The following is a 16,623-nucleotide window of genomic DNA, read 5'->3' on the forward strand; positions in this document are numbered from 1 at the left end:
CGCGACCGGCCACGGGTCGGCCACGGTCACGCACTGATCATTGCCGGGATGAGGTAGGTCACCGTAAGGTTGGACAATGAGCAACGACGCTTACGGGCAGGATTTCGCTGCCCTACCGACCGGTGTGGGCGGTAGTGCGCCGGCCGGGTTCGGCCCCCTGGTGCGCGCCTTCGCCACTCTCATCGGCCACCGCCGCGACGCGGGCGGGGCGCTGGCGATCTACCGCCACGGCGAACCGGTCGCACACCTGTGGGCCGGCAGCGCGGGGGAGCGGCCGTGGTCGGCCGACACCGGCTCCATCGTTTTCTCCGCGACCAAGGGCGTCACCGCCACCGTCATCCACCGGCTCGCCGATCGCGGCCTGCTCGACTACCAGGCACCGGTCGCCGAGTACTGGCCGCGTTTCGCCGCGCACGGCAAGGGCTCGATCACCGTCGCCGACCTGCTCACCCACCGGGCCGGGTTGTCGTCGCTGTCGGCGGTGGCCGACAGCGCCACCGAAATCCTCGACCACGAGCTGATGGAGGATCGGCTGGCGCTGGCCGCCCCCGACCGGTTGCTCGGCGTCCCCGCCTACCACGCGCTCACCTACGGCTGGTTGCTGGCCGGACTGGCCAGGGCCGTAACCGGCCGCGGCATGGGCGAGCTCATCCGCACCGAGGTCACCGACCCGCTGGGCATCGACGGCATCCATCTGGGCCGCCCGTCGGCCGACTCGACCACCGAGTACGCCCGGCTCTCCGGCGCCCACCTGAGCCTGGCGGGGCACCCGCTGGCCGCCGGTTTCCTCAACCGGGTGGGTTTCCGCATCCCCGGTGCCCTGGGCGCGGCCGCGCGCTGCCTGTACCTGACCAACCTCAACAGCATCCTCGACGGCGACGACCCCACCATCCTCGACACCGAGATGCCCGCGGGTAACGGTGTCGCCACCGCCGCCGGTCTGGCGCAGATGTACGGCGCGCTCGCCGGCGGCGCCACCGTCGACGGCACCCCGTTCCTGCGCCCCGGCACGCACGCCATGATCCGGCGGGTGCAGACCTACCGTCTCGATCACGCCCTGTTCTACCTCCCGATGATGTGGCACCTGGGCTACCACTCGATGCCGGCGGTCGGCGCGCGCAACGCGTTCGGCCACATCGGGCTCGGCGGTTCCTTCGGCTGGGTCGACCCGGATTCGGGTATCTCGGTCGGCTTCGTGCACAACCGCCTCGACCAGGTCCGGCTGCCCTACGACCAGTTGGCCATGGGCTGGCTGCTGCCCCTGGCGCTGTCGGGAGTGCGGGCCGGACGCGACCGCAGGCCGAGTATCGACCGTGCGGCCGCGTAGCCGCGCTCAGGTGAGATCAGCCGCGCTCAGGTGAGGTAGCGGTAGGCGGGTGTGCCCGGTTCCAGGCGGTCGGCCTGGATCGGGGACTCCTCGATGCGCTGCAGCAGCGAAGCCAGGTCGTCGGTGGCGCCGAGCTCGATGCCGACCAGTGCCGCGCCGGTCTCCCGGTTGTTGCGTTTGACGTACTCGAACAGGGTGATGTCGTCGTCGGGTCCGAGCACATTGTCGAGGAAACGGCGCAGCGCCCCGGGTTCCTGGGGGAAATCGACCAGGAAGTAGTGCTTGAGTCCACGATGCACCAGCGAACGCTCGATGATCTCGCCGTAGCGCGAGACGTCGTTGTTGCCGCCGGAGACCAGCACCACCACCGTGGTACCCGGTTCGATCCGGATCTCGGCCAGCGCGGCCGTGGCCAGCGCTCCCGCCGGTTCGGCGATGATGCCCTCGTTCTGGTACAGCTCGAGCATGGCGGTGCAGATGGCGCCCTCGTCGACCTGCATCATCCGGAAAGCCGCTGCGCCGGTGGGGGGTTCGGTGGTGGTGAGCAGCGGCAGCGAGGCGTGCGAGACCACCCGGCCGCCGAAGGCCGACACCGCCTGATACGGCAGCGCGCCGATGCGGCGCACCGCGGCACCGTCGACGAACGGGTCGATCTCGGGCAGCGTCACCGGTCCACCCGCCACCAGCGCGGCGGTCATCGAGGCCGCGCCCGCGGGCTCGACACCGAGCAGACCGGCGTGCGGTGCGCGTTCACGCAGGTAGGTGCCGATGCCGGCGAGACAGCCGCCGCCGCCGACCGGCACCACCACCAGGTCCGGTGCGGTGCCGAGCTGTTCCAGGAATTCCGCGGCGATGGTGCCCTGGCCGGCGGCGGTGCGTGGGTCGTCGAACGGGGCCACCATGGTCGCGCCGGTGCGCGACACCTCGGCGGCGGCGGCCGCGGCGGCCGCGTCGTAGGTCTCGCCGACGGCGAGCAGTTCCACGAACTCGCCCCCGTGCACCCGGATCCGGTCGCACTTCTGCTTCGGTGTGGTGGTCGGCACGAAGATGCGCCCGCGCACACCCATCGCGCGGCAGGCGAAGGCCACTCCCTGGGCGTGGTTGCCCGCGCTCGCGGCGACCACGCCTGCGGCGCGTTCGGCGGGGGTGAGCTGGACCATCAGGTTGTAGGCGCCGCGCAGCTTGTAGGAGCGCACCGCGGTGAGGTCTTCGCGCTTGAGATACACCTGCGCGCCGGTGCTCGCCGATAACCGGGGACTGTATTGCAGTGGTGTCGGCTCGATGATGTCGGAAATTCGCTTCGCGGCCGCATCGATCTCGTCCGCGTTCAGCGGCGGACCGGTCAGGGAAACTTCGGCGACGTCAGCGGTGTAAGACACCAGGTCATGCTACCGAGACGGCTCCGGCCGCCGACGCGCGCCCGAGTCGCGTACACGGCAGCGCCCGCCGCGCACCGCGGCGGGCGGACTCCGAAAGGGTCAGCGGGGGGTGAGCACGAAGACCGGGATCTGGCGATCGGTCTTCTTCTGGTACTCCGCGTAGTCGGGCCACACCGCGACAGCGCGCTCCCACCACAGCGCCTTCTCCTCGCCGACGACCTCACGGGCCGTGTAGTCCTTGTTGACCTCCCCGTCGCGCAGTTCGACGTGTGGTTCGGCCTTGATGTTGTAGTACCAGACGGGGTTGTTCGGCGCCCCGCCCAGCGAGGCGACCACGGCGTACTCCCCGTCGTGTTCGACTCGCATCAGTGGCGTCTTGCGCAGTTTGCCGGTCTTGGCGCCCTTGGTGGTGAGCAGGACGACGGGCTTGCCGTTCAACGAGGTGGCTTCGGTCCCGCCGGAGCCCTCGTATGCTTCGGCCTGCTGGCGTGACCAATCGGAAGTGCTCGGTGCGTACTCTCCTGTCAGTGGCATGACCTGCACAACGTGCGACCGCGGTGTGATGTTCCCGACATGGCGCCGACCGAAGAGTTCGGTGGCCCGAACTCTCGAGTGCGCCTATCCTGTGTGTATGGCAGTGGTTACCCCATCGGCAGCTTCCGCGACGGTCGACATCGCGGGCAGTGCGTGGCCGGTCTACAAGCTCGAGGCGCTGGTCGCCGGGCTCGTGGTCGGTGCGCTGCTGCTCCTGGTGACCGGTTCCGCGCAGGCCGCGGTGCTGCTCGCGGCCGCCGTCGCCGCGGTGCGCTGGACCGTCGGCGCCGCACGGGCCCATACCGGCGACTGACTCACTCGAACGCGAGCTCGCGCAATTCGCCGCGCGAGACCACACCCAGCTTCGGGTACGCCTTGTACAGGTGATGACCGACCGTGCGATGACTCAGGAACAACCGCGCCGCGATCTCCCGGTTCGACAGCCCCTGCGCCGCCAGCCGCACGATCTGGGACTCCTGCGGCGTGAGCGAACTCAGTGGTCCCTCGTCCGGGCGGGCGGCGGCCCCCACTCCCAGCGCGCTCAGTTCGGCGCGGGCCCGTTCGCGCCACGGCACGGCACCGAGCCGATCGAACAGCGTGAGTGCCTGCTCGAGGTGGGTGCGCGCGTCGATCTTGCGTTTGTCGCGGCGCAACCATTCCCCGTAGAGCAACCGGGTGCGGGCTTCGTCGAACGGGCGATTCCCGGTGAGTGCGGCGCGGTAGTGGGCCTCGGCCTCGGCGCCGTCGGTCAGCAGCGCCCGGCCGCGCGCCACGAGCGCCGCGATCCAGTCCTGCTCGGCTCCGTTCGACCAGTCGGTGAGCCGCGCCAAGGCTTCGGTGGCGTGGTCGTGTGCGCCGAGCCGGACCGCCACCTCGATCTGATCGGGCAGCGTACGCAGGCCGATCACGTGGTGGTCGGCCGGTTCCACCGTCATCCGCGCGAGTTCGGCCCGGGCCTGTTCCAGCCGGCCCGACCCGAGTGCCAGCAACGCCCGCGCCGCGTGCGCCCAGGACGCGCCGACCGCGCGCGGCCCACCGAACTCCTCGGCCACCGCGCGATCGGCCGCGGCCCGGCACCGTGTCTCGTCACCGTGCAGGGCCGCCAGGTAGGCCAGGAACGCGTGCAACTGCCCCACCCACTGGGCCTGGCCGATATCGCCCGCGATCCGTAGCCCTTCCTCGGCGGCCACCCGGCTCTCCCGCGGCCGGCCACCGAACAGCTGACTTTCGGCGCGGAAGAACAGCAGTGGCGCGAGCAACGCGATCCGCCCCTGCTCCCGGCATTCGGCGATGAGCTCGGCCGCCACCTCGTCGACCTGTTCGTCCTGGCCGACGACGAGTCCGCTGCCGCACAACTGCACCAGGTCGCCCGGACTGTCGGCGCCGCCGGCGCGGGCGGCATCGACCGCGGCGCGCAGGTCGGTGGTCCGCCGCCCGGTCACCGACCCGGTCAGGTAGCGCACGATCGGGGTGATCGGGTCGTGCTCGTCGAGGCGCAGCGTCGTCAGGAACCGGGCGACCTCGTCGAGTTCGGCGCTGCCGAGATACCAGGCGGTGTGCACGGCCCTGGTCAGGATCCGGGCGGCGCCACCCGGGTCGTCCGCCCGAGCCGCGGTGGCCACCGCCATGAGTCGCCGGTGCGCCGAACCGGGTGTACCCGAGGCGAATTCGGCCTGGGCGCGGACAAGGTCGAGCCGCCGCGCGAATTCGTCGCCGACACCGTGGGCGGCCGCTCGCTCGGCCAGCCGGGCCGCCTGCTCCGTCGATCCGGCTTCGGTCGCCGTCTCGGCCGCGAGCACCAACCTGCGCACGCGAGCGCCGACATCGACACTCAAGGTGGCCGCCCGGTCATAGGCGGCCACCGCCCCGTGGAAACCATTGCGCCGTCTGGCCCGATCTGCGGTGCCCTCCAGCGCGACCGCTGCCGACTCGTCCGCACCGGTGGCGGCACACGCCAGATGCCAAGCCCACAGATCGGCATCGGCCCCGCCCCCTGGGAACACCGTGTCCTCGATCCGCTCGGTATCGGCCCCGCCTTCTGGCAAGAGCGTGTCCTCGGACCGCGCGGTGTCGGGCCCGTCCCCTGGGAATGCCGCGTCCTTGGACCGCTCGGTGTCGAGCTCGATCCCTGGCAAGACCGTGTCTTCGGACCGCTCGGAATCGGGCCCGCCCCTTGGGAATGCCGCGTTCTCGGATCGTTCGGTATCGGGCCTGCCCCCTGGAAATACCGCGCTCCCGGACCGTGCCGTCTGGGCTACGTCATCTTCAGTTCGCGCGTGCACCGTTGCCTCCGCGGTTCTGGCGTCCGCCGCGCGGAGCGCATCGGTGCGGTAGGCGTCGGCGAGGGCGCGGTGCGCGGACAGTCGCTGGGCCAGGGGTGCGCCCTGGTACACCGCTGAGCGCAGCAGCGGATGCTGCCAGGTCAGTCCCCGGCCGTCGTGGTGGATCATGCCCGCGTCCTGGGCCGGTTGCAGGTCCGACAGCGACGCGCCGAGAGTCGCCGCGGCCCGCAGGATCGGCGCCGGGTCGGCCACGCCGGCCGCGGCGGCCACCAGGAGCACGGTGCGGGTGGCCGCAGGCAGACGCGCGACGCGCCCGTGGAAGGCCAACTGCAGTCGCTGGGTCAGTGGCAGCGGGTTCGTACCGTCCCAGGCGGTGTCGGCGAGAATGGCGGGAAGTTCCAGCAGTGCGAGCGGGTTCCCGCCCGACTCGGTGAGCAGCCGGTAGCGCATCGCCGGTGTCAGTTGCGTGGCGCTCGCGTCGAGCAAGGCCGCCGCCGCATCGGGGGACAGGCCCGACAGGGCCAGCTCCGGCAGGCCGGGTGCGGGAAAGTCATCGGGACCGGTGCGGGTGGCGAACAGCAGCGCCACCCCCTCGGCGTCGAGCCTGCGTGCCGCGAACAGCAGGGCGTCGGCGCTGGCCTGGTCCAGCCAGTGCGCGTCGTCGACGATGCACAGCAGCGGGCCGTCGGCGGCTTCCTCGGCCAGCAGGGTCAGCACGGCCAGGCCGATGAGCATCCGGTCGGCGGGCGCGTGCGCACCCAATCCGAACGCGGCCTCGAGCGCGTCACGCTGGCGCGGCGGCAACCGGCGAACCAGCTCCATAGCGGGGCGCGCCAGCAGATGCAGTGCGGCGAAGGGTAATTCGGCCTCGGACTCGATACCCGTACTGCGTACCGCCGGAATGTCCTGAGCCGCCGCGTAATCCAGCAGCGCGGACTTGCCGATCCCGGCCGCTCCGCGCACCACCAGTGCTCCGCTGCGCCCGGCGCGCGCCGCGGCGAGCAGGTCATCGATCCTGGCCTGTTCGGCTTCGCGTCCGTGCAGCATGGAGCCCACCGTATCGCTGGTCCGGCAGCGACAGTAGTCGCGCCGCGAAAGTACCTATAGGCGACTGATTCGCCGACCCCCGCCTCGGTCATAACGTTGGTGTCATCGCAGAAGCAACGAGCGAAACACCAGCTCACAGCATATTTCGGAGGTCGAGATGAACACCGTCGTCGCACAGTACCTGGAAGCCTGGAACACCCGCGAGCCCGGCGATCGCCGCGCCGCGATCGCCCGCCTGTTCACCCCGGAGGCCAGCTACGTCGATCCGCTGGTCGCGGTACGCGGCCACGCGGAGCTCGAAGCCGCCATCGCCGGCGTGCAGACCCAGTTCCCGGACTGGACCTTCCGCCTGGCCGGCCCGGTCGACGCCCACCACGACCAGGTGCGCTTCACCTGGGGTCTCGGACCCGCCGACGGCGCCGACGTGGTGATCGGTTTCGACGTCGCCGTGCTCGCCGACGGCCGCATCGACCGCGTCTACGGCTTCCTCGACCAGGTCCCCGCCTGAGATCCGTTCCCACTTCAGGAGATTCACCATGACCACCTCGGCACCCTCACGCCTGTCCACCCTGCTCGCCGACGGCGAGAACCTGCTGCGCCTGTCGCTGCGCCTCGACGCCGTCGTCACCGGTGCGAACGGCCTCGCCTACCTCGCACTGGCCGTGCCGCTGCAACGTCTGCTCGGTCTCGACACCGGCGCGGCCCTCGTGATCGGCGCGTTCCTCACCGCGTACGGCCTGGCCGTGGCCGTGATCGGGTTCAGATCACCGGTCAACCGGCCGGCGGCGGCCGCGGTCGCGCTCGGCAACACCGCCTGGGTGCTCGCCAGTCTCATCGCCGTGGCCACCGGTGCCCTGGGCCTGACGACGGCCGGCGCGGTGTGGGCGGTGCTGCAGGCCGGTGTCGTCGGCGGGTTCGCGGCCCTGCAGTACCTGGGTCTGCGGCGCTGACCCGGCGACGAAGGCGGGACCACGGAGGTGGTCCCGCTTCGGCGGGTGTGTCAGCGCACCAACAGGGCCACCGGCAGGCGGGTGAACAGCTTGTCCATCCGCGCCTGACCCGCGAAGGCGCGCCCGGTGAGCCGGTCGGTCCAATTGCCTTCCGGCAGCGGCAGAACGGTGTCGAGCCAGCCGGTGGGGCCGAGTCCGACCGAGTGCCGGGTGGCCGCCACGATCACCTCGGGGCCTTCCCCCGCCGGTCCGCGACCGTAGGCGACCAGCCGGTGCGCGTGCTCGCCGACCGCGTACAGCGGCCGGTACATACCGCCGACGAAACATTCCGGCCGTTCCCGGCGCAACCACAGCGCATAGGCCACCACCCACATCTTCGCCGCCCCGGTGGTGTCCAGTGCCGGTGTGTCGGTGAGGGATTGGAGCATCCCGGCGCGCACGGCGAAGTTCACCGGACGCCGGTTGTCCGGGTCGACCAGCGAGTCCTCCCACACTTCGGTGCCCTGATAGAGGTCGGGGACGCCCGGCCCGCACAGCTGCAACAGCTTCTGCGCCACCGCGTCCGACCAGGCGTGCGGGGCCAGCTCGTGCGCCAGATCGCCGATGCCGGTGCCGACGGGGCCGTCGATCACCGCGTCGAGCCAGCCGTGCACCGCCGACTCGAACGCCGCGTCGGGTTCCTCCCACGACGTCTTGGTCCCCGCCTCGCGAATCGACTTCTCCGCGAACAGATGCAGCCGATCACGCAGACCCGGCACCGAGGACGCGGGCCGGCCGTCAGCGGGCCACACCCCGAACATGTTCTGCAACAGGAACAGTGCGGTCGCGCCGTCGGGAGCGGGGGTGGTCTCGAGCCATCCGCGCACCCGCTGGGACCACACATCGGCCACCTGCGAGAGCACCCCGATCCGGGCTCGCACGTCCTCACCGCGCTTGGTGTCGTGGGTCGACAGTGTGGTCATGGTGGCGGGCCAGCGCTGCGAGCGTTCACTGTTGGACAAGTGGAAGTCGTTGACCGAGTGGCCGAAACGGGCGGGATTGCCACCCACCTCCTGCAACGACACCAGGCGCGCGGCCTGATAGAACATCGTGTCCTCGACCGACTTGGCGGTGATCGCGCCACACACCTGGGAGAACCGCGTCGCCGCCTCACCGCCCACCGCCAGCGCGGTCACCAGCACCGACAGCGGCGCGGTCAACTCGGCGTTGCGCTTTTCCACCTCGGCCACCACCGCGGCGGTGATGCCGGCCAGCGGCGCGTAGTCCACCCGGTACACCGGCATGAACGCCAGCACCTCGATGGTCGCGTTGCTCACGGCGAGGGTGTCGAAACTGCCCGCGTTGCCGTCGCGTTTGATCGCGGCGACCAACCGGCGGATCTCCGGCGCGAGAATGGTCTCGGCCACCGCCCGCTTGATCCGGTGCTCGGTCTCCCCGAACCAGGCGCGATCGCTGCCGTGCCCGGCGACGTGCTGGGACAACTCGGTCAGCGCCGCCTCACCGGCCGGGTCGATCAGTACCCCGCCCACATCGGCGAGTGCGTCGTAGCCGGTGGTGCCGTCCACCGGCAGCGTGGCGTCGAGCGGTTCGCGATTGGCCAGGATCTTCTCCACCAGCAGCAGCCGTTGCGGGCCGATCAACCTGCGCAGCCGGGTCAGGTACGCGCTCGGATGCGCGAGCCCGTCGGGGTGGTCGACGCGCACACCGTCGATCAGATCGTGCTCACACCAGGCGGCCAGTTCCCGGTGGGTGGCCTCGAAGACCTCCGGATCCTCCTGCCGGATCGCGGCCAAACTGTTGACGGCGAAGAACCGCCGGTAGGTGCACACTCCGGCCTTCCAGCTCACCAACCGGTAGTGCTGGCGGTCGTGGATGCGCAGCGCGTGGTCACCATCTGTGCCCGGCGCGATCGGGAACCGCAGATCGTGCAGCGCCAGCATCGGTTCGGGCCCGGAACGGTCCACGGTGAGCGCGGCCGGATCGTTCTCGTTCTGTAACACCGGTAGCGCCAGGCGCCCGCCCGCACCGTTGCCCGGGCTCCAGTCGATGTCGAAGTACTTGGCGTACTTGGAGTTACGGCCCGACCGCAGCACGTCCCACCACCACGGATTCTGCTGCGGGTCGCCCACGCCGACATGGTTGGGTACCAGGTCCACGATCAGACCCATTCCGCGACTGCGCACTTCGTCGGAGAGCGCCTTGAGTCCGGCGGGCCCGCCGAGCGCGGCCGAGACCGTGGTCGGATCGGTGACGTCGTAGCCGTGTGTCGACCCGTGCGCGGCGGTGAGGATCGGCGACAGATACAGGTGCGAAATCCCCAGTTGCTGCAGGTATTCGGCGATGGCACGGGCATCGGCGAAGGTGAGTGCGTCGGGTCGCAGCTGTAGCCGGTAGGTGCTGCGCACCGTGCTCGGCCGGATCGGTGCGCGATGCAGCAGGGTCAGCGGGTCGGTCACGTAGGTCTCGGTCATCGTCTCGGTCAGTCGGTTCGGCGCAGTACGAGCAGGCAACGGCTGGGCACGGGCAGCACCGTCGCCGCGGCGAACACGGCATCGGCGGCACCGGTCGGGGTCGAACAGTCGAGCGCGAGAGTCCATTCGGTACCGAACTCCGGCCCGGGCACGATGAAATCGATCGCTTCGTCGTGCGCATTGAAGCACAGCAGAAACGAATCGTCGCTGATCCGTTCGCCGCGCGGACCCGGTTCGGCGATCCCGTCGCCGTCGAGCAGCACGGCCAGCGACTTGCCGAAACCGCTGTGCCAGTCGGCGGTGGTCATCTCGGCCCCGGCCGGGGTGAACCAGGCGATCTCGCGTCGATGCCGGTGCCCGTCGCCGGGTCCGGCGGCCAGGAATCGGCGCCTGCGGAAGATCGGGTGCGCGGTGCGCAGGGCGATCACCGAACTGGTGAACTCGATCAGCTCGGCATTGCGCTGAGCCAGTGACCAGTCCATCCAGGCCAGCGGCGAATCCTGGCAGTACACATTGTTGTTGCCGAGCTGGGTGCGTCCCATCTCGTCGCCGTGGGCGAGCATGGGGGTGCCCTGGCTCAGGATCAGGGTGGCGAGCAGGTTGCGTTGCTGGCGTGCACGCAGCGCGAGGATCTCGGGGTCATCGGTCGGTCCTTCGGCTCCGCAGTTCCAGGACCGGTTGTGGTGCTCGCCGTCGCGATTGTCCTCGCCGTTGGCGTCGTTGTGTTTGTCGTTGTAGGACACCAGGTCTCGCAGCGTGAACCCGTCGTGGGCGGTGACGAAGTTGATGCTGGCGCTCGGGCGCCGCCCGGTCGGCTCGTAGAGATCCGAGGACCCGGTGAGCCGGTAGGCGAACTCGCCGAGCGTGGCCGGCTCGCCGCGCCAGTAGTCGCGCACCGTGTCGCGGTACTTGCCGTTCCATTCGGTCCACAGGCTGGGGAAGTTGCCCACCTGATACCCGCCCTCGCCCACATCCCAGGGTTCGGCGATGAGCTTGACCTGGCTCACCACCGGATCCTGGTGCACCAGATCGAAGAAGGTCGACAGACGGTCCACGTCGTGCAGTTCGCGCGCCAGCGTGGCCGCGAGGTCGAACCGGAACCCGTCGACGTGCATGTCCACCACCCAGTAGCGCAGCGAGTCCATGATCAGCTGCAGCGTGTGCGGATGCCGCACATTGAGGCTGTTGCCCGTGCCGGTGTAGTCCTTGTAGTGCGCCGGATCGTCGTCGTCGAGCCGGTAGTACGCGGCGTTGTCGATCCCACGCAGACTCAGGTTGGGTCCCCAGTGATTGCCCTCGCCGGTGTGGTTGTACACCACGTCGAGAATCACCTCGATGCCCTCGGCGTGCATCGCCCGCACCATCGCCTTGAACTCGGTGACCGCCGCGTCCCCGCGCGGGCGGGCCGAGTACTCGTTGTGCGGGGCGAGGTAACCGATGCTGTTGTAGCCCCAGTAGTTTCGCAGTCCCTGATCGGTGAGCACGTGATCGTGGAAGAACTGATGCACCGGCATCAGCTCGATCGCGGTGACGCCCAGCTTCTTCAGGTGCCCGATGATTGCCGGATGCGCCAGGCCCGCGTAGGTGCCACGCAACTCCGTCGGGATCTCCGGATGCGTCATCGTCATGCCCTTGACGTGGGCTTCGTAGATCACCGTCTCGTGATAGGGCCGTTTGGGCGGGCGGTCGTCGCCCCAGTCGAAGAACGGGTTGATCACCACGCCGGTCATGGTGTGGCCCAGCGAATCAAGCCCGTAGGCGTAGAGCGAGGGATCGTTGACGAACCGGCCGTCGAAGGCCTTCCCGTAGGGGTCGAGCAGCAATTTGCTCGGGTCGCATCGCATCCCGAGTTCGGGCTCGTAGGGGCCGTGTACGCGGAAGCCGTAGCGCTGACCCGGTGTCACCGCGGGCAGGTAGGCGTGCCAGACGTAGCCGTCGACTTCGTCGAGGTGCACCCGTGTCTGCGACCCGTCCTTGGCGATCAGGCACAGCTCTACCGCGGTCGCCACTTCGGAGAACACCGAGAAGTTCGTGCCCGCGCCGTCATAGGTCGCGCCCAGCGGGTAGGCGGTGCCCGGCCACACGCCCAGTGGGGTCACCGCACCGGAGCGGTCGTTCGGGCTGGACATGCTACGACAGTAGAGGAATCCGGCCTCCGACCGCGCACGATGGCGGTGGGGGCTGCGTCACCCCCGCTCGGTCGCGAGCAGCCGCCGGGCGTAGCCGGTGCGCCGGGCAAGCGCGGCCAGGCCACCGAGAACCCACCGCTGCAGCCATGCGGGCGGGCCGGCCAGGTAACCGTCCTGGTACTCCCAGAGCAGCCCGAGTGCCAGTGGGTTGCGGGGGAGGCGGGTCGCTGTCGTCGCGCCCGCATTGTCGAGTCCGCTCCAGAGCTCGAACATTTCCCAGTGCCGCAGCGGTGGGCGGATCAGATGCTCGGCCACCGTGTTCTCGGCGTCGTTCCAGAATTCGTGCACGGCACGCGGCGGGGCCGTCACCGTGTCGCCCGGCCCGGCGACGATGTCGGTGCCGTCGATGCGGAACCGCATCCGGCCGGCGCGGATCGTCCAGGTCTCGCTGAGTTCGGGATGCCAGTGCGGGCCCGCCTGTCTGCCGGGGCGCGGCAGTACGTGCTCGAGCCGCAGGTAGGCGCCCTGCGCGTCGGCGCCGCGATCGAGCAGGGTCACCCGGTGACCGTTGCGGAAGTGCAGAACCGATGCCATCTCCCAGGTATAAAGGTAACCTTTGCATCATGTCAACGGTTGCACCCGCCTCCCTGCTGAAACTGCTGGTCCAGGCCACCGATGCCTATGAGCGCGAACTGAACACCGCCTTGCGAGCCGTCCTCGGCGCCGAGTTGCGGCCTGCTCACTACGCCGTGTTCCGCCACCTGGCGCCCGAGGGCTCCCGGGTCACCGCGCTCGCCGACGCGGCCGGGATGACCCAGCAGTCGATGGGGGAGCTGGTCACCCACCTGGCGCGCTGCGGCTATGTCGAACGCACACCCGACCCGGCCGACAAGCGCGCCCGGCTGATCGTGGCCACCGCGGCGGGCCGCGACGCCGTCGCGCTGGCCGCACGCCACATCGGCCGCATCGAGCGGGCGCTCACGGCCGAACTCGGCACGAACACCCTCGACCGGGTCCGCGCGGCACTCTCGCGCATCCCCGAACTCGTGGCCGATCTGCCCGAGGGGCGTGGCGCCGAGGACGGCGAGTGATAACTTGAACGGTGTTCAAGGCCGTCGTTCCCGGCGGCACCGGGCGACGACGAGGATTCCAGTGGACCTGACCCCCGAGCAGATCACCGCCCTCGATGCCGAACACGTCTGGCATCCCTACGGCGGTTTCCCCGCGACCACCGAACCGCTGGTGGTCGCGAGCGCGTCGGGCACCCGGCTCACGCTCGCCGACGGCCGCGAGCTGGTCGACGGGATGAGCTCGTGGTGGGCCGCGGTGCACGGCTACCGCCACCCGGTGCTCGACGAAGCCCTGTTCGCGCAGTCGCAGCGGATGAGTCACGTGATGTTCGGCGGGCTCACCCACGAGCCCGCCGTCCGCCTGACGCAACTGCTCGTGGAGCTCGCTCCGCCCGGCCTGGAGAAGGTCTTCCTCTGCGATTCCGGCTCGGTCTCGGTGGAGGTCGCCACGAAGATGTGCCTGCAGTACTGGCGCGCCCGCTCGCAACCCGGCAAGCATCGCCTGCTCACCTGGCGCGGCGGCTACCACGGCGACACCTTCACTCCCATGAGCGTGTGCGACCCCGACGGCGGCATGCACTCGCTGTGGACCGACGTCCTCACCGAGCAGGTCTTCGTGCCCGCCCCGCCGCGTGATTTCGACACCGGCTACGTCGCCGACCTCGAACGCGCCGTCGCCACCCACCGCGACGAGCTGGCCGCCGTGATCGTGGAACCGGTCGTGCAGGGCGCGGGCGGCATGCGCTGGCACGACCCGCGCTACCTCACCGAGCTGCGCCGGATCTGCGACGACAACGACGTGCTGCTCGTCTTCGACGAGATCGCCACCGGATTCGGCCGCACCGGCGAACTGTTCGCCGCCGACCACGCGGGCGTCGCCCCGGACGTGATGTGCGTGGGCAAGGCGCTGACCGGCGGCTATCTCACCCTCGCCGCCGCGCTGTGCACCGCGCGGATCGCCGAGACCATCAGCGCCGCGCACGGTGGTCTCATGCACGGGCCCACTTTCATGGGTAACCCGCTGGCCTGCGCGGTGGCGGTCGCCTCGCTGGAATTGCTGCGGGCGCGGGACTGGCGTGGTGAGGTCGCCCGGATCAGCACCGAACTGCGCGCGGGCCTGGCCCCGATCGCCGAGCTGCCGGGCGTCGTGGACGTACGGGTGCTGGGCGCGATCGGCGTCGTCGAACTGGCCGAACCGGTCGACATGCGCGCCGCCACCGATGCCGCCGTCGCCGCGGGCGCCTGGCTGCGCCCGTTCCGCAACCTCGTCTACACGATGCCGCCCTTCATCAGCACCTCCGCCGACATCGCCACCATCACCGGTGCCGTGCGGGCCGCAGTGCGGGCGTCGATCCGATGACGTACCTGAACGGCGTTCAAGTATCGTCGGCTGCCGTGAGCACTGACCCGTTGAGCTGGTTGGACGAGCGCGCGTCCGAACGCACCGACGCCGGCCTGCGCAGGCACCTGCGCGTGCGCGAACCCGAGTCGCCCGCCATCGACCTCGCCTCCAACGACTACCTCGGCCTGGTCCGCCACCCGGAGGTGATCGAGGGCGCCATCGCCGCCGTACGCCGCTGGGGCGCGGGCGCCACCGGCTCGCGGTTGGTCACCGGCACCACCGCCGACCACGCGCTGCTCGAAACCGAACTGGCCGAATTCGTCGGCGCGCAGAGCGGGTTGGTGTTCGCCTCCGGCTACGCCGCCAACCTGGGCGCGGTGACCGCACTGGCCGGGCGCGGCGCCCTCGTGGTCTCGGACGCGGGCAGTCACGCCTCGCTGGTAGACGCGTGCCGGCTGTCCAGAGCGCGCGTCGAAATCGCCGCGCACCGCGATGTCGCCGCGGTCGAGCGACTGCTCGCCGAGCGCACCGAGGAACGCGCGCTGGTGCTCACCGACTCGGTGTTCAGCGCCGACGGCGACCTCGCCCCGCTGACCGAACTGCACCGGGCGTGCCGCGCCCACGGTGCGGTGCTCGTCGTCGACGAAGCGCACGGACTCGGCGTCCGCGGCGACGGCGGCCGCGGCCTGGTACACGAACAGGGCTTGGCGGGCGAACCCGACATCGTCATCACCGCGACCCTGTCGAAGGCGTTCGCCGCCCAGGGCGGTGTGGTGCTGGCCGACGCCCGGATCCGCGCCCACCTCATCGACGCCGCCCGCACCTTCATCTTCGACACCGGACTGGCTCCCGCCGCAGTCGGCGCCGCCCGCGCGGCGCTGGGCCTGCTGCGCCGCGATCCCACGATGGCGACCCGAGTCCTCGACCGCGCCGCCGACATCGCCCGCATCGCCGGCGTCGCTGAACCGGACTCCGCGGTCGTCTCGGTGGTGCTCGGCGAAGCGCAGCTCGCCTTCGACGCGGCCCAGACCTGCCGGGCGCGTGGTCTCGACGTCGGCTGCTTCCGGCCGCCGTCGGTTCCGACCGGAACCTCCCGGCTGCGCCTGACCGCGCGCGCCAACCTCACCACCGCCGAACTCGACGTCATCGCCGAGGTGCTGAGCGAGGTACTCGCCGACGCCCGCGGCACGGAAAGAATCAGCGCATGAGCATCCTGCTGATCAGCGGCACCTCCACCGACGTCGGCAAAACCGTCGTCACCGCGGCAGTGGCCGCCGCCGCGCGAGCCGCAGGCCGCACCGTCGCGGTCTGCAAGCCGGCCCAGACCGGTATCGCCCCCGGCGAACCCGGAGACCTCGCCGAGGTCACCCGCCTGTCCGGCGTCACCCGCACCCTCGAACTGGCCCGCTACCCGGAGCCACTCGCCCCCGACACGGCCGCTCGCCGCGCCGGCATGCCGCTGCTCAGCCTGACCGAAACCGTCGCGGGCATCCGCACCCTGACCGACGCGAACCTGGTCCTGGTCGAAGGCGCGGGCGGACTGCTGGTGCGCATGGGCGACCACACCCTGCTCGATCTCGCCCAGCAGCTCGGCGCCCCGGTTCTCGTGGTCACCGCCGCGGGGCTGGGCACCCTCAACCACAGCGAACTCACCACCCGCGTCCTGGCCGCCGCCGGCGTGCCCTGCGCCGGACTGGTGATCGGTGCCTGGCCCGCGGAGCCGGACCTGGCCGCGCACTGCAATCGCGACGACCTGCCCCGGGTCACCGACGTCCCCGTGGTGGGCACCATCCCCGCCGGTGCGGGTCAATGGGAGCGTGCGCGATTCACGGCTGCGGCGCCGAGCTGGTTCACCACCGACCTCGGTGCCGAAAACCTGGCCTGACCAGCTGATTTGACTTCGTGTTGGTCGGCACGTAACTTTATTCGAGTCAGAGCGACACGGACGCCGACCCGGCCACACAGTGACCGGGACAACGAGGTAGGATGTTGAGCGCCTGACTGATCATGTGTTCAGGGTTACTTCATGCGGGATTTGCTTCCCGGTGGGGGCCTGAGCTACAGTTTGAACCCTTGCCCTTCCGAAGCCTGC

Annotated in this window: 14 protein-coding genes; 8 read left to right on the forward strand and 6 right to left on the reverse strand. The window is 70.5% G+C overall.

Going from position 1 to position 16,623, the window contains the following annotated elements; translation table 11 throughout:
• The first annotated feature begins 76 nt into the window (after positions 1 to 76).
• Positions 77 to 1,327 (forward strand): serine hydrolase domain-containing protein, encoded by a 1,251-nt coding sequence (locus ACFO5K_RS09885; RefSeq protein WP_378559399.1) that lies wholly within the window; start codon positions 77 to 79, stop codon positions 1,325 to 1,327.
• A gap of 26 nt (positions 1,328 to 1,353) precedes the next feature.
• On the opposite strand, the gene ilvA is transcribed toward ACFO5K_RS09885, so the two are convergent.
• On the reverse strand, positions 1,354 to 2,706 hold the full coding sequence (gene ilvA / locus ACFO5K_RS09890; RefSeq protein ID WP_378559402.1) for a threonine ammonia-lyase IlvA: 1,353 nt from the start codon (positions 2,704 to 2,706) through the stop codon (positions 1,354 to 1,356).
• Positions 2,707 to 2,805: 99 nt separating this feature from the next.
• Complete coding sequence (locus ACFO5K_RS09895) at positions 2,806 to 3,240, reverse strand: nitroreductase family deazaflavin-dependent oxidoreductase (RefSeq protein ID WP_378559405.1); 435 nt, start codon at positions 3,238 to 3,240, stop codon at positions 2,806 to 2,808.
• Between the two features lie 97 nt (positions 3,241 to 3,337).
• Here ACFO5K_RS09895 and ACFO5K_RS09900 point away from each other — a divergent pair, with 97 nt between their 5' ends.
• Positions 3,338 to 3,553: a hypothetical protein gene (locus ACFO5K_RS09900; protein ID WP_378559408.1), complete on the forward strand. Its 216-nt coding sequence runs from the start codon at positions 3,338 to 3,340 to the stop codon at positions 3,551 to 3,553.
• Position 3,554: 1 nt separating this feature from the next.
• Here the strand turns inward: ACFO5K_RS09900 and ACFO5K_RS09905 are convergent, their stop codons facing one another.
• On the reverse strand, positions 3,555 to 6,569 hold the full coding sequence (locus ACFO5K_RS09905) for a helix-turn-helix transcriptional regulator (protein WP_378559410.1): 3,015 nt from the start codon (positions 6,567 to 6,569) through the stop codon (positions 3,555 to 3,557).
• 157 nt (positions 6,570 to 6,726) lie between these two features.
• Between ACFO5K_RS09905 and ACFO5K_RS09910 the strand changes: the two genes are divergently transcribed.
• Positions 6,727 to 7,077 carry a nuclear transport factor 2 family protein gene (locus tag ACFO5K_RS09910; protein ID WP_378559413.1) on the forward strand — a complete coding sequence of 117 codons (351 nt, stop codon included), beginning with the start codon at positions 6,727 to 6,729 and terminating at the stop codon, positions 7,075 to 7,077.
• Between the two features lie 28 nt (positions 7,078 to 7,105).
• Positions 7,106 to 7,519, forward strand: a complete 414-nt coding sequence (locus ACFO5K_RS09915; RefSeq protein WP_378559416.1) for a hypothetical protein — start codon at positions 7,106 to 7,108, stop codon at positions 7,517 to 7,519.
• A 50-nt stretch (positions 7,520 to 7,569) separates the two neighbouring features.
• Here ACFO5K_RS09915 and treY read toward each other — a convergent pair whose 3' ends face one another.
• The 3 genes from treY to ACFO5K_RS09930 are packed head-to-tail and all read right to left on the reverse strand — an operon-like array spanning position 7,570 to position 12,713.
• Complete coding sequence (gene treY / locus ACFO5K_RS09920; protein WP_378559419.1) at positions 7,570 to 9,990, reverse strand: malto-oligosyltrehalose synthase; 2,421 nt, start codon at positions 9,988 to 9,990, stop codon at positions 7,570 to 7,572.
• A gap of 8 nt (positions 9,991 to 9,998) precedes the next feature.
• Positions 9,999 to 12,119 (reverse strand): glycogen debranching protein GlgX, encoded by a 2,121-nt coding sequence (gene glgX / locus ACFO5K_RS09925; protein ID WP_378559422.1) that lies wholly within the window; start codon positions 12,117 to 12,119, stop codon positions 9,999 to 10,001.
• A 57-nt stretch (positions 12,120 to 12,176) separates the two neighbouring features.
• Complete coding sequence (locus tag ACFO5K_RS09930; protein ID WP_378559425.1) at positions 12,177 to 12,713, reverse strand: cupin domain-containing protein; 537 nt, start codon at positions 12,711 to 12,713, stop codon at positions 12,177 to 12,179.
• Between the two features lie 29 nt (positions 12,714 to 12,742).
• On the opposite strand from ACFO5K_RS09930, the gene ACFO5K_RS09935 reads away from it, so the two are divergent.
• The 4 genes from ACFO5K_RS09935 to bioD all read left to right on the forward strand — a co-directional run bounded on the left by ACFO5K_RS09935 (position 12,743) and on the right by bioD (position 16,416).
• Positions 12,743 to 13,210 carry a MarR family winged helix-turn-helix transcriptional regulator gene (locus ACFO5K_RS09935; protein WP_378559428.1) on the forward strand — a complete coding sequence of 156 codons (468 nt, stop codon included), beginning with the start codon at positions 12,743 to 12,745 and terminating at the stop codon, positions 13,208 to 13,210.
• Positions 13,211 to 13,271: 61 nt separating this feature from the next.
• The gene (locus ACFO5K_RS09940; RefSeq protein WP_378559431.1) at positions 13,272 to 14,549 is read left to right on the forward strand and encodes an adenosylmethionine--8-amino-7-oxononanoate transaminase; all 1,278 of its coding nucleotides are present in this window, start codon (positions 13,272 to 13,274) and stop codon (positions 14,547 to 14,549) included.
• Complete coding sequence (locus tag ACFO5K_RS09945; RefSeq protein WP_378559434.1) at positions 14,546 to 15,739, forward strand: 8-amino-7-oxononanoate synthase; 1,194 nt, start codon at positions 14,546 to 14,548, stop codon at positions 15,737 to 15,739. Before ACFO5K_RS09940 ends, ACFO5K_RS09945 begins: the two co-directional genes overlap by 4 nt.
• On the forward strand, positions 15,736 to 16,416 hold the full coding sequence (bioD, locus tag ACFO5K_RS09950; RefSeq protein ID WP_378559437.1) for a dethiobiotin synthase: 681 nt from the start codon (positions 15,736 to 15,738) through the stop codon (positions 16,414 to 16,416). Before ACFO5K_RS09945 ends, bioD begins: the two co-directional genes overlap by 4 nt.
• The last annotated feature ends 207 nt before the right edge of the window (positions 16,417 to 16,623 follow it).

The organism is Nocardia halotolerans (assembly GCF_042650145.1).
In the GTDB taxonomy this organism is placed as follows: domain Bacteria; phylum Actinomycetota; class Actinomycetes; order Mycobacteriales; family Mycobacteriaceae; genus Nocardia; species Nocardia halotolerans.

Bases quoted from the DNA above. Each gene is read 5' to 3' on its own strand.
- ACFO5K_RS09885 (WP_378559399.1), top strand. From the start codon at position 77: ATGAGCAACGACGCTTACGGGCAGGATTTCGCTGCCCTACCGACCGGT.
- ACFO5K_RS09895 (WP_378559405.1), bottom strand. From the start codon at position 3,240: ATGCCACTGACAGGAGAGTACGCACCGAGCACTTCCGATTGGTCACGC.
- ACFO5K_RS09900 (WP_378559408.1), top strand. From the start codon at position 3,338: ATGGCAGTGGTTACCCCATCGGCAGCTTCCGCGACGGTCGACATCGCG.
- ACFO5K_RS09905 (WP_378559410.1), bottom strand. From the start codon at position 6,569: ATGCTGCACGGACGCGAAGCCGAACAGGCCAGGATCGATGACCTGCTC.
- ACFO5K_RS09910 (WP_378559413.1), top strand. From the start codon at position 6,727: ATGAACACCGTCGTCGCACAGTACCTGGAAGCCTGGAACACCCGCGAG.
- ACFO5K_RS09915 (WP_378559416.1), top strand. From the start codon at position 7,106: ATGACCACCTCGGCACCCTCACGCCTGTCCACCCTGCTCGCCGACGGC.
- treY (WP_378559419.1), bottom strand. From the start codon at position 9,990: ATGACCGAGACCTACGTGACCGACCCGCTGACCCTGCTGCATCGCGCA.
- glgX (WP_378559422.1), bottom strand. From the start codon at position 12,119: ATGTCCAGCCCGAACGACCGCTCCGGTGCGGTGACCCCACTGGGCGTG.
- ACFO5K_RS09930 (WP_378559425.1), bottom strand. From the start codon at position 12,713: ATGGCATCGGTTCTGCACTTCCGCAACGGTCACCGGGTGACCCTGCTC.
- ACFO5K_RS09935 (WP_378559428.1), top strand. From the start codon at position 12,743: ATGTCAACGGTTGCACCCGCCTCCCTGCTGAAACTGCTGGTCCAGGCC.
- ACFO5K_RS09945 (WP_378559434.1), top strand. From the start codon at position 14,546: ATGACGTACCTGAACGGCGTTCAAGTATCGTCGGCTGCCGTGAGCACT.
- bioD (WP_378559437.1), top strand. From the start codon at position 15,736: ATGAGCATCCTGCTGATCAGCGGCACCTCCACCGACGTCGGCAAAACC.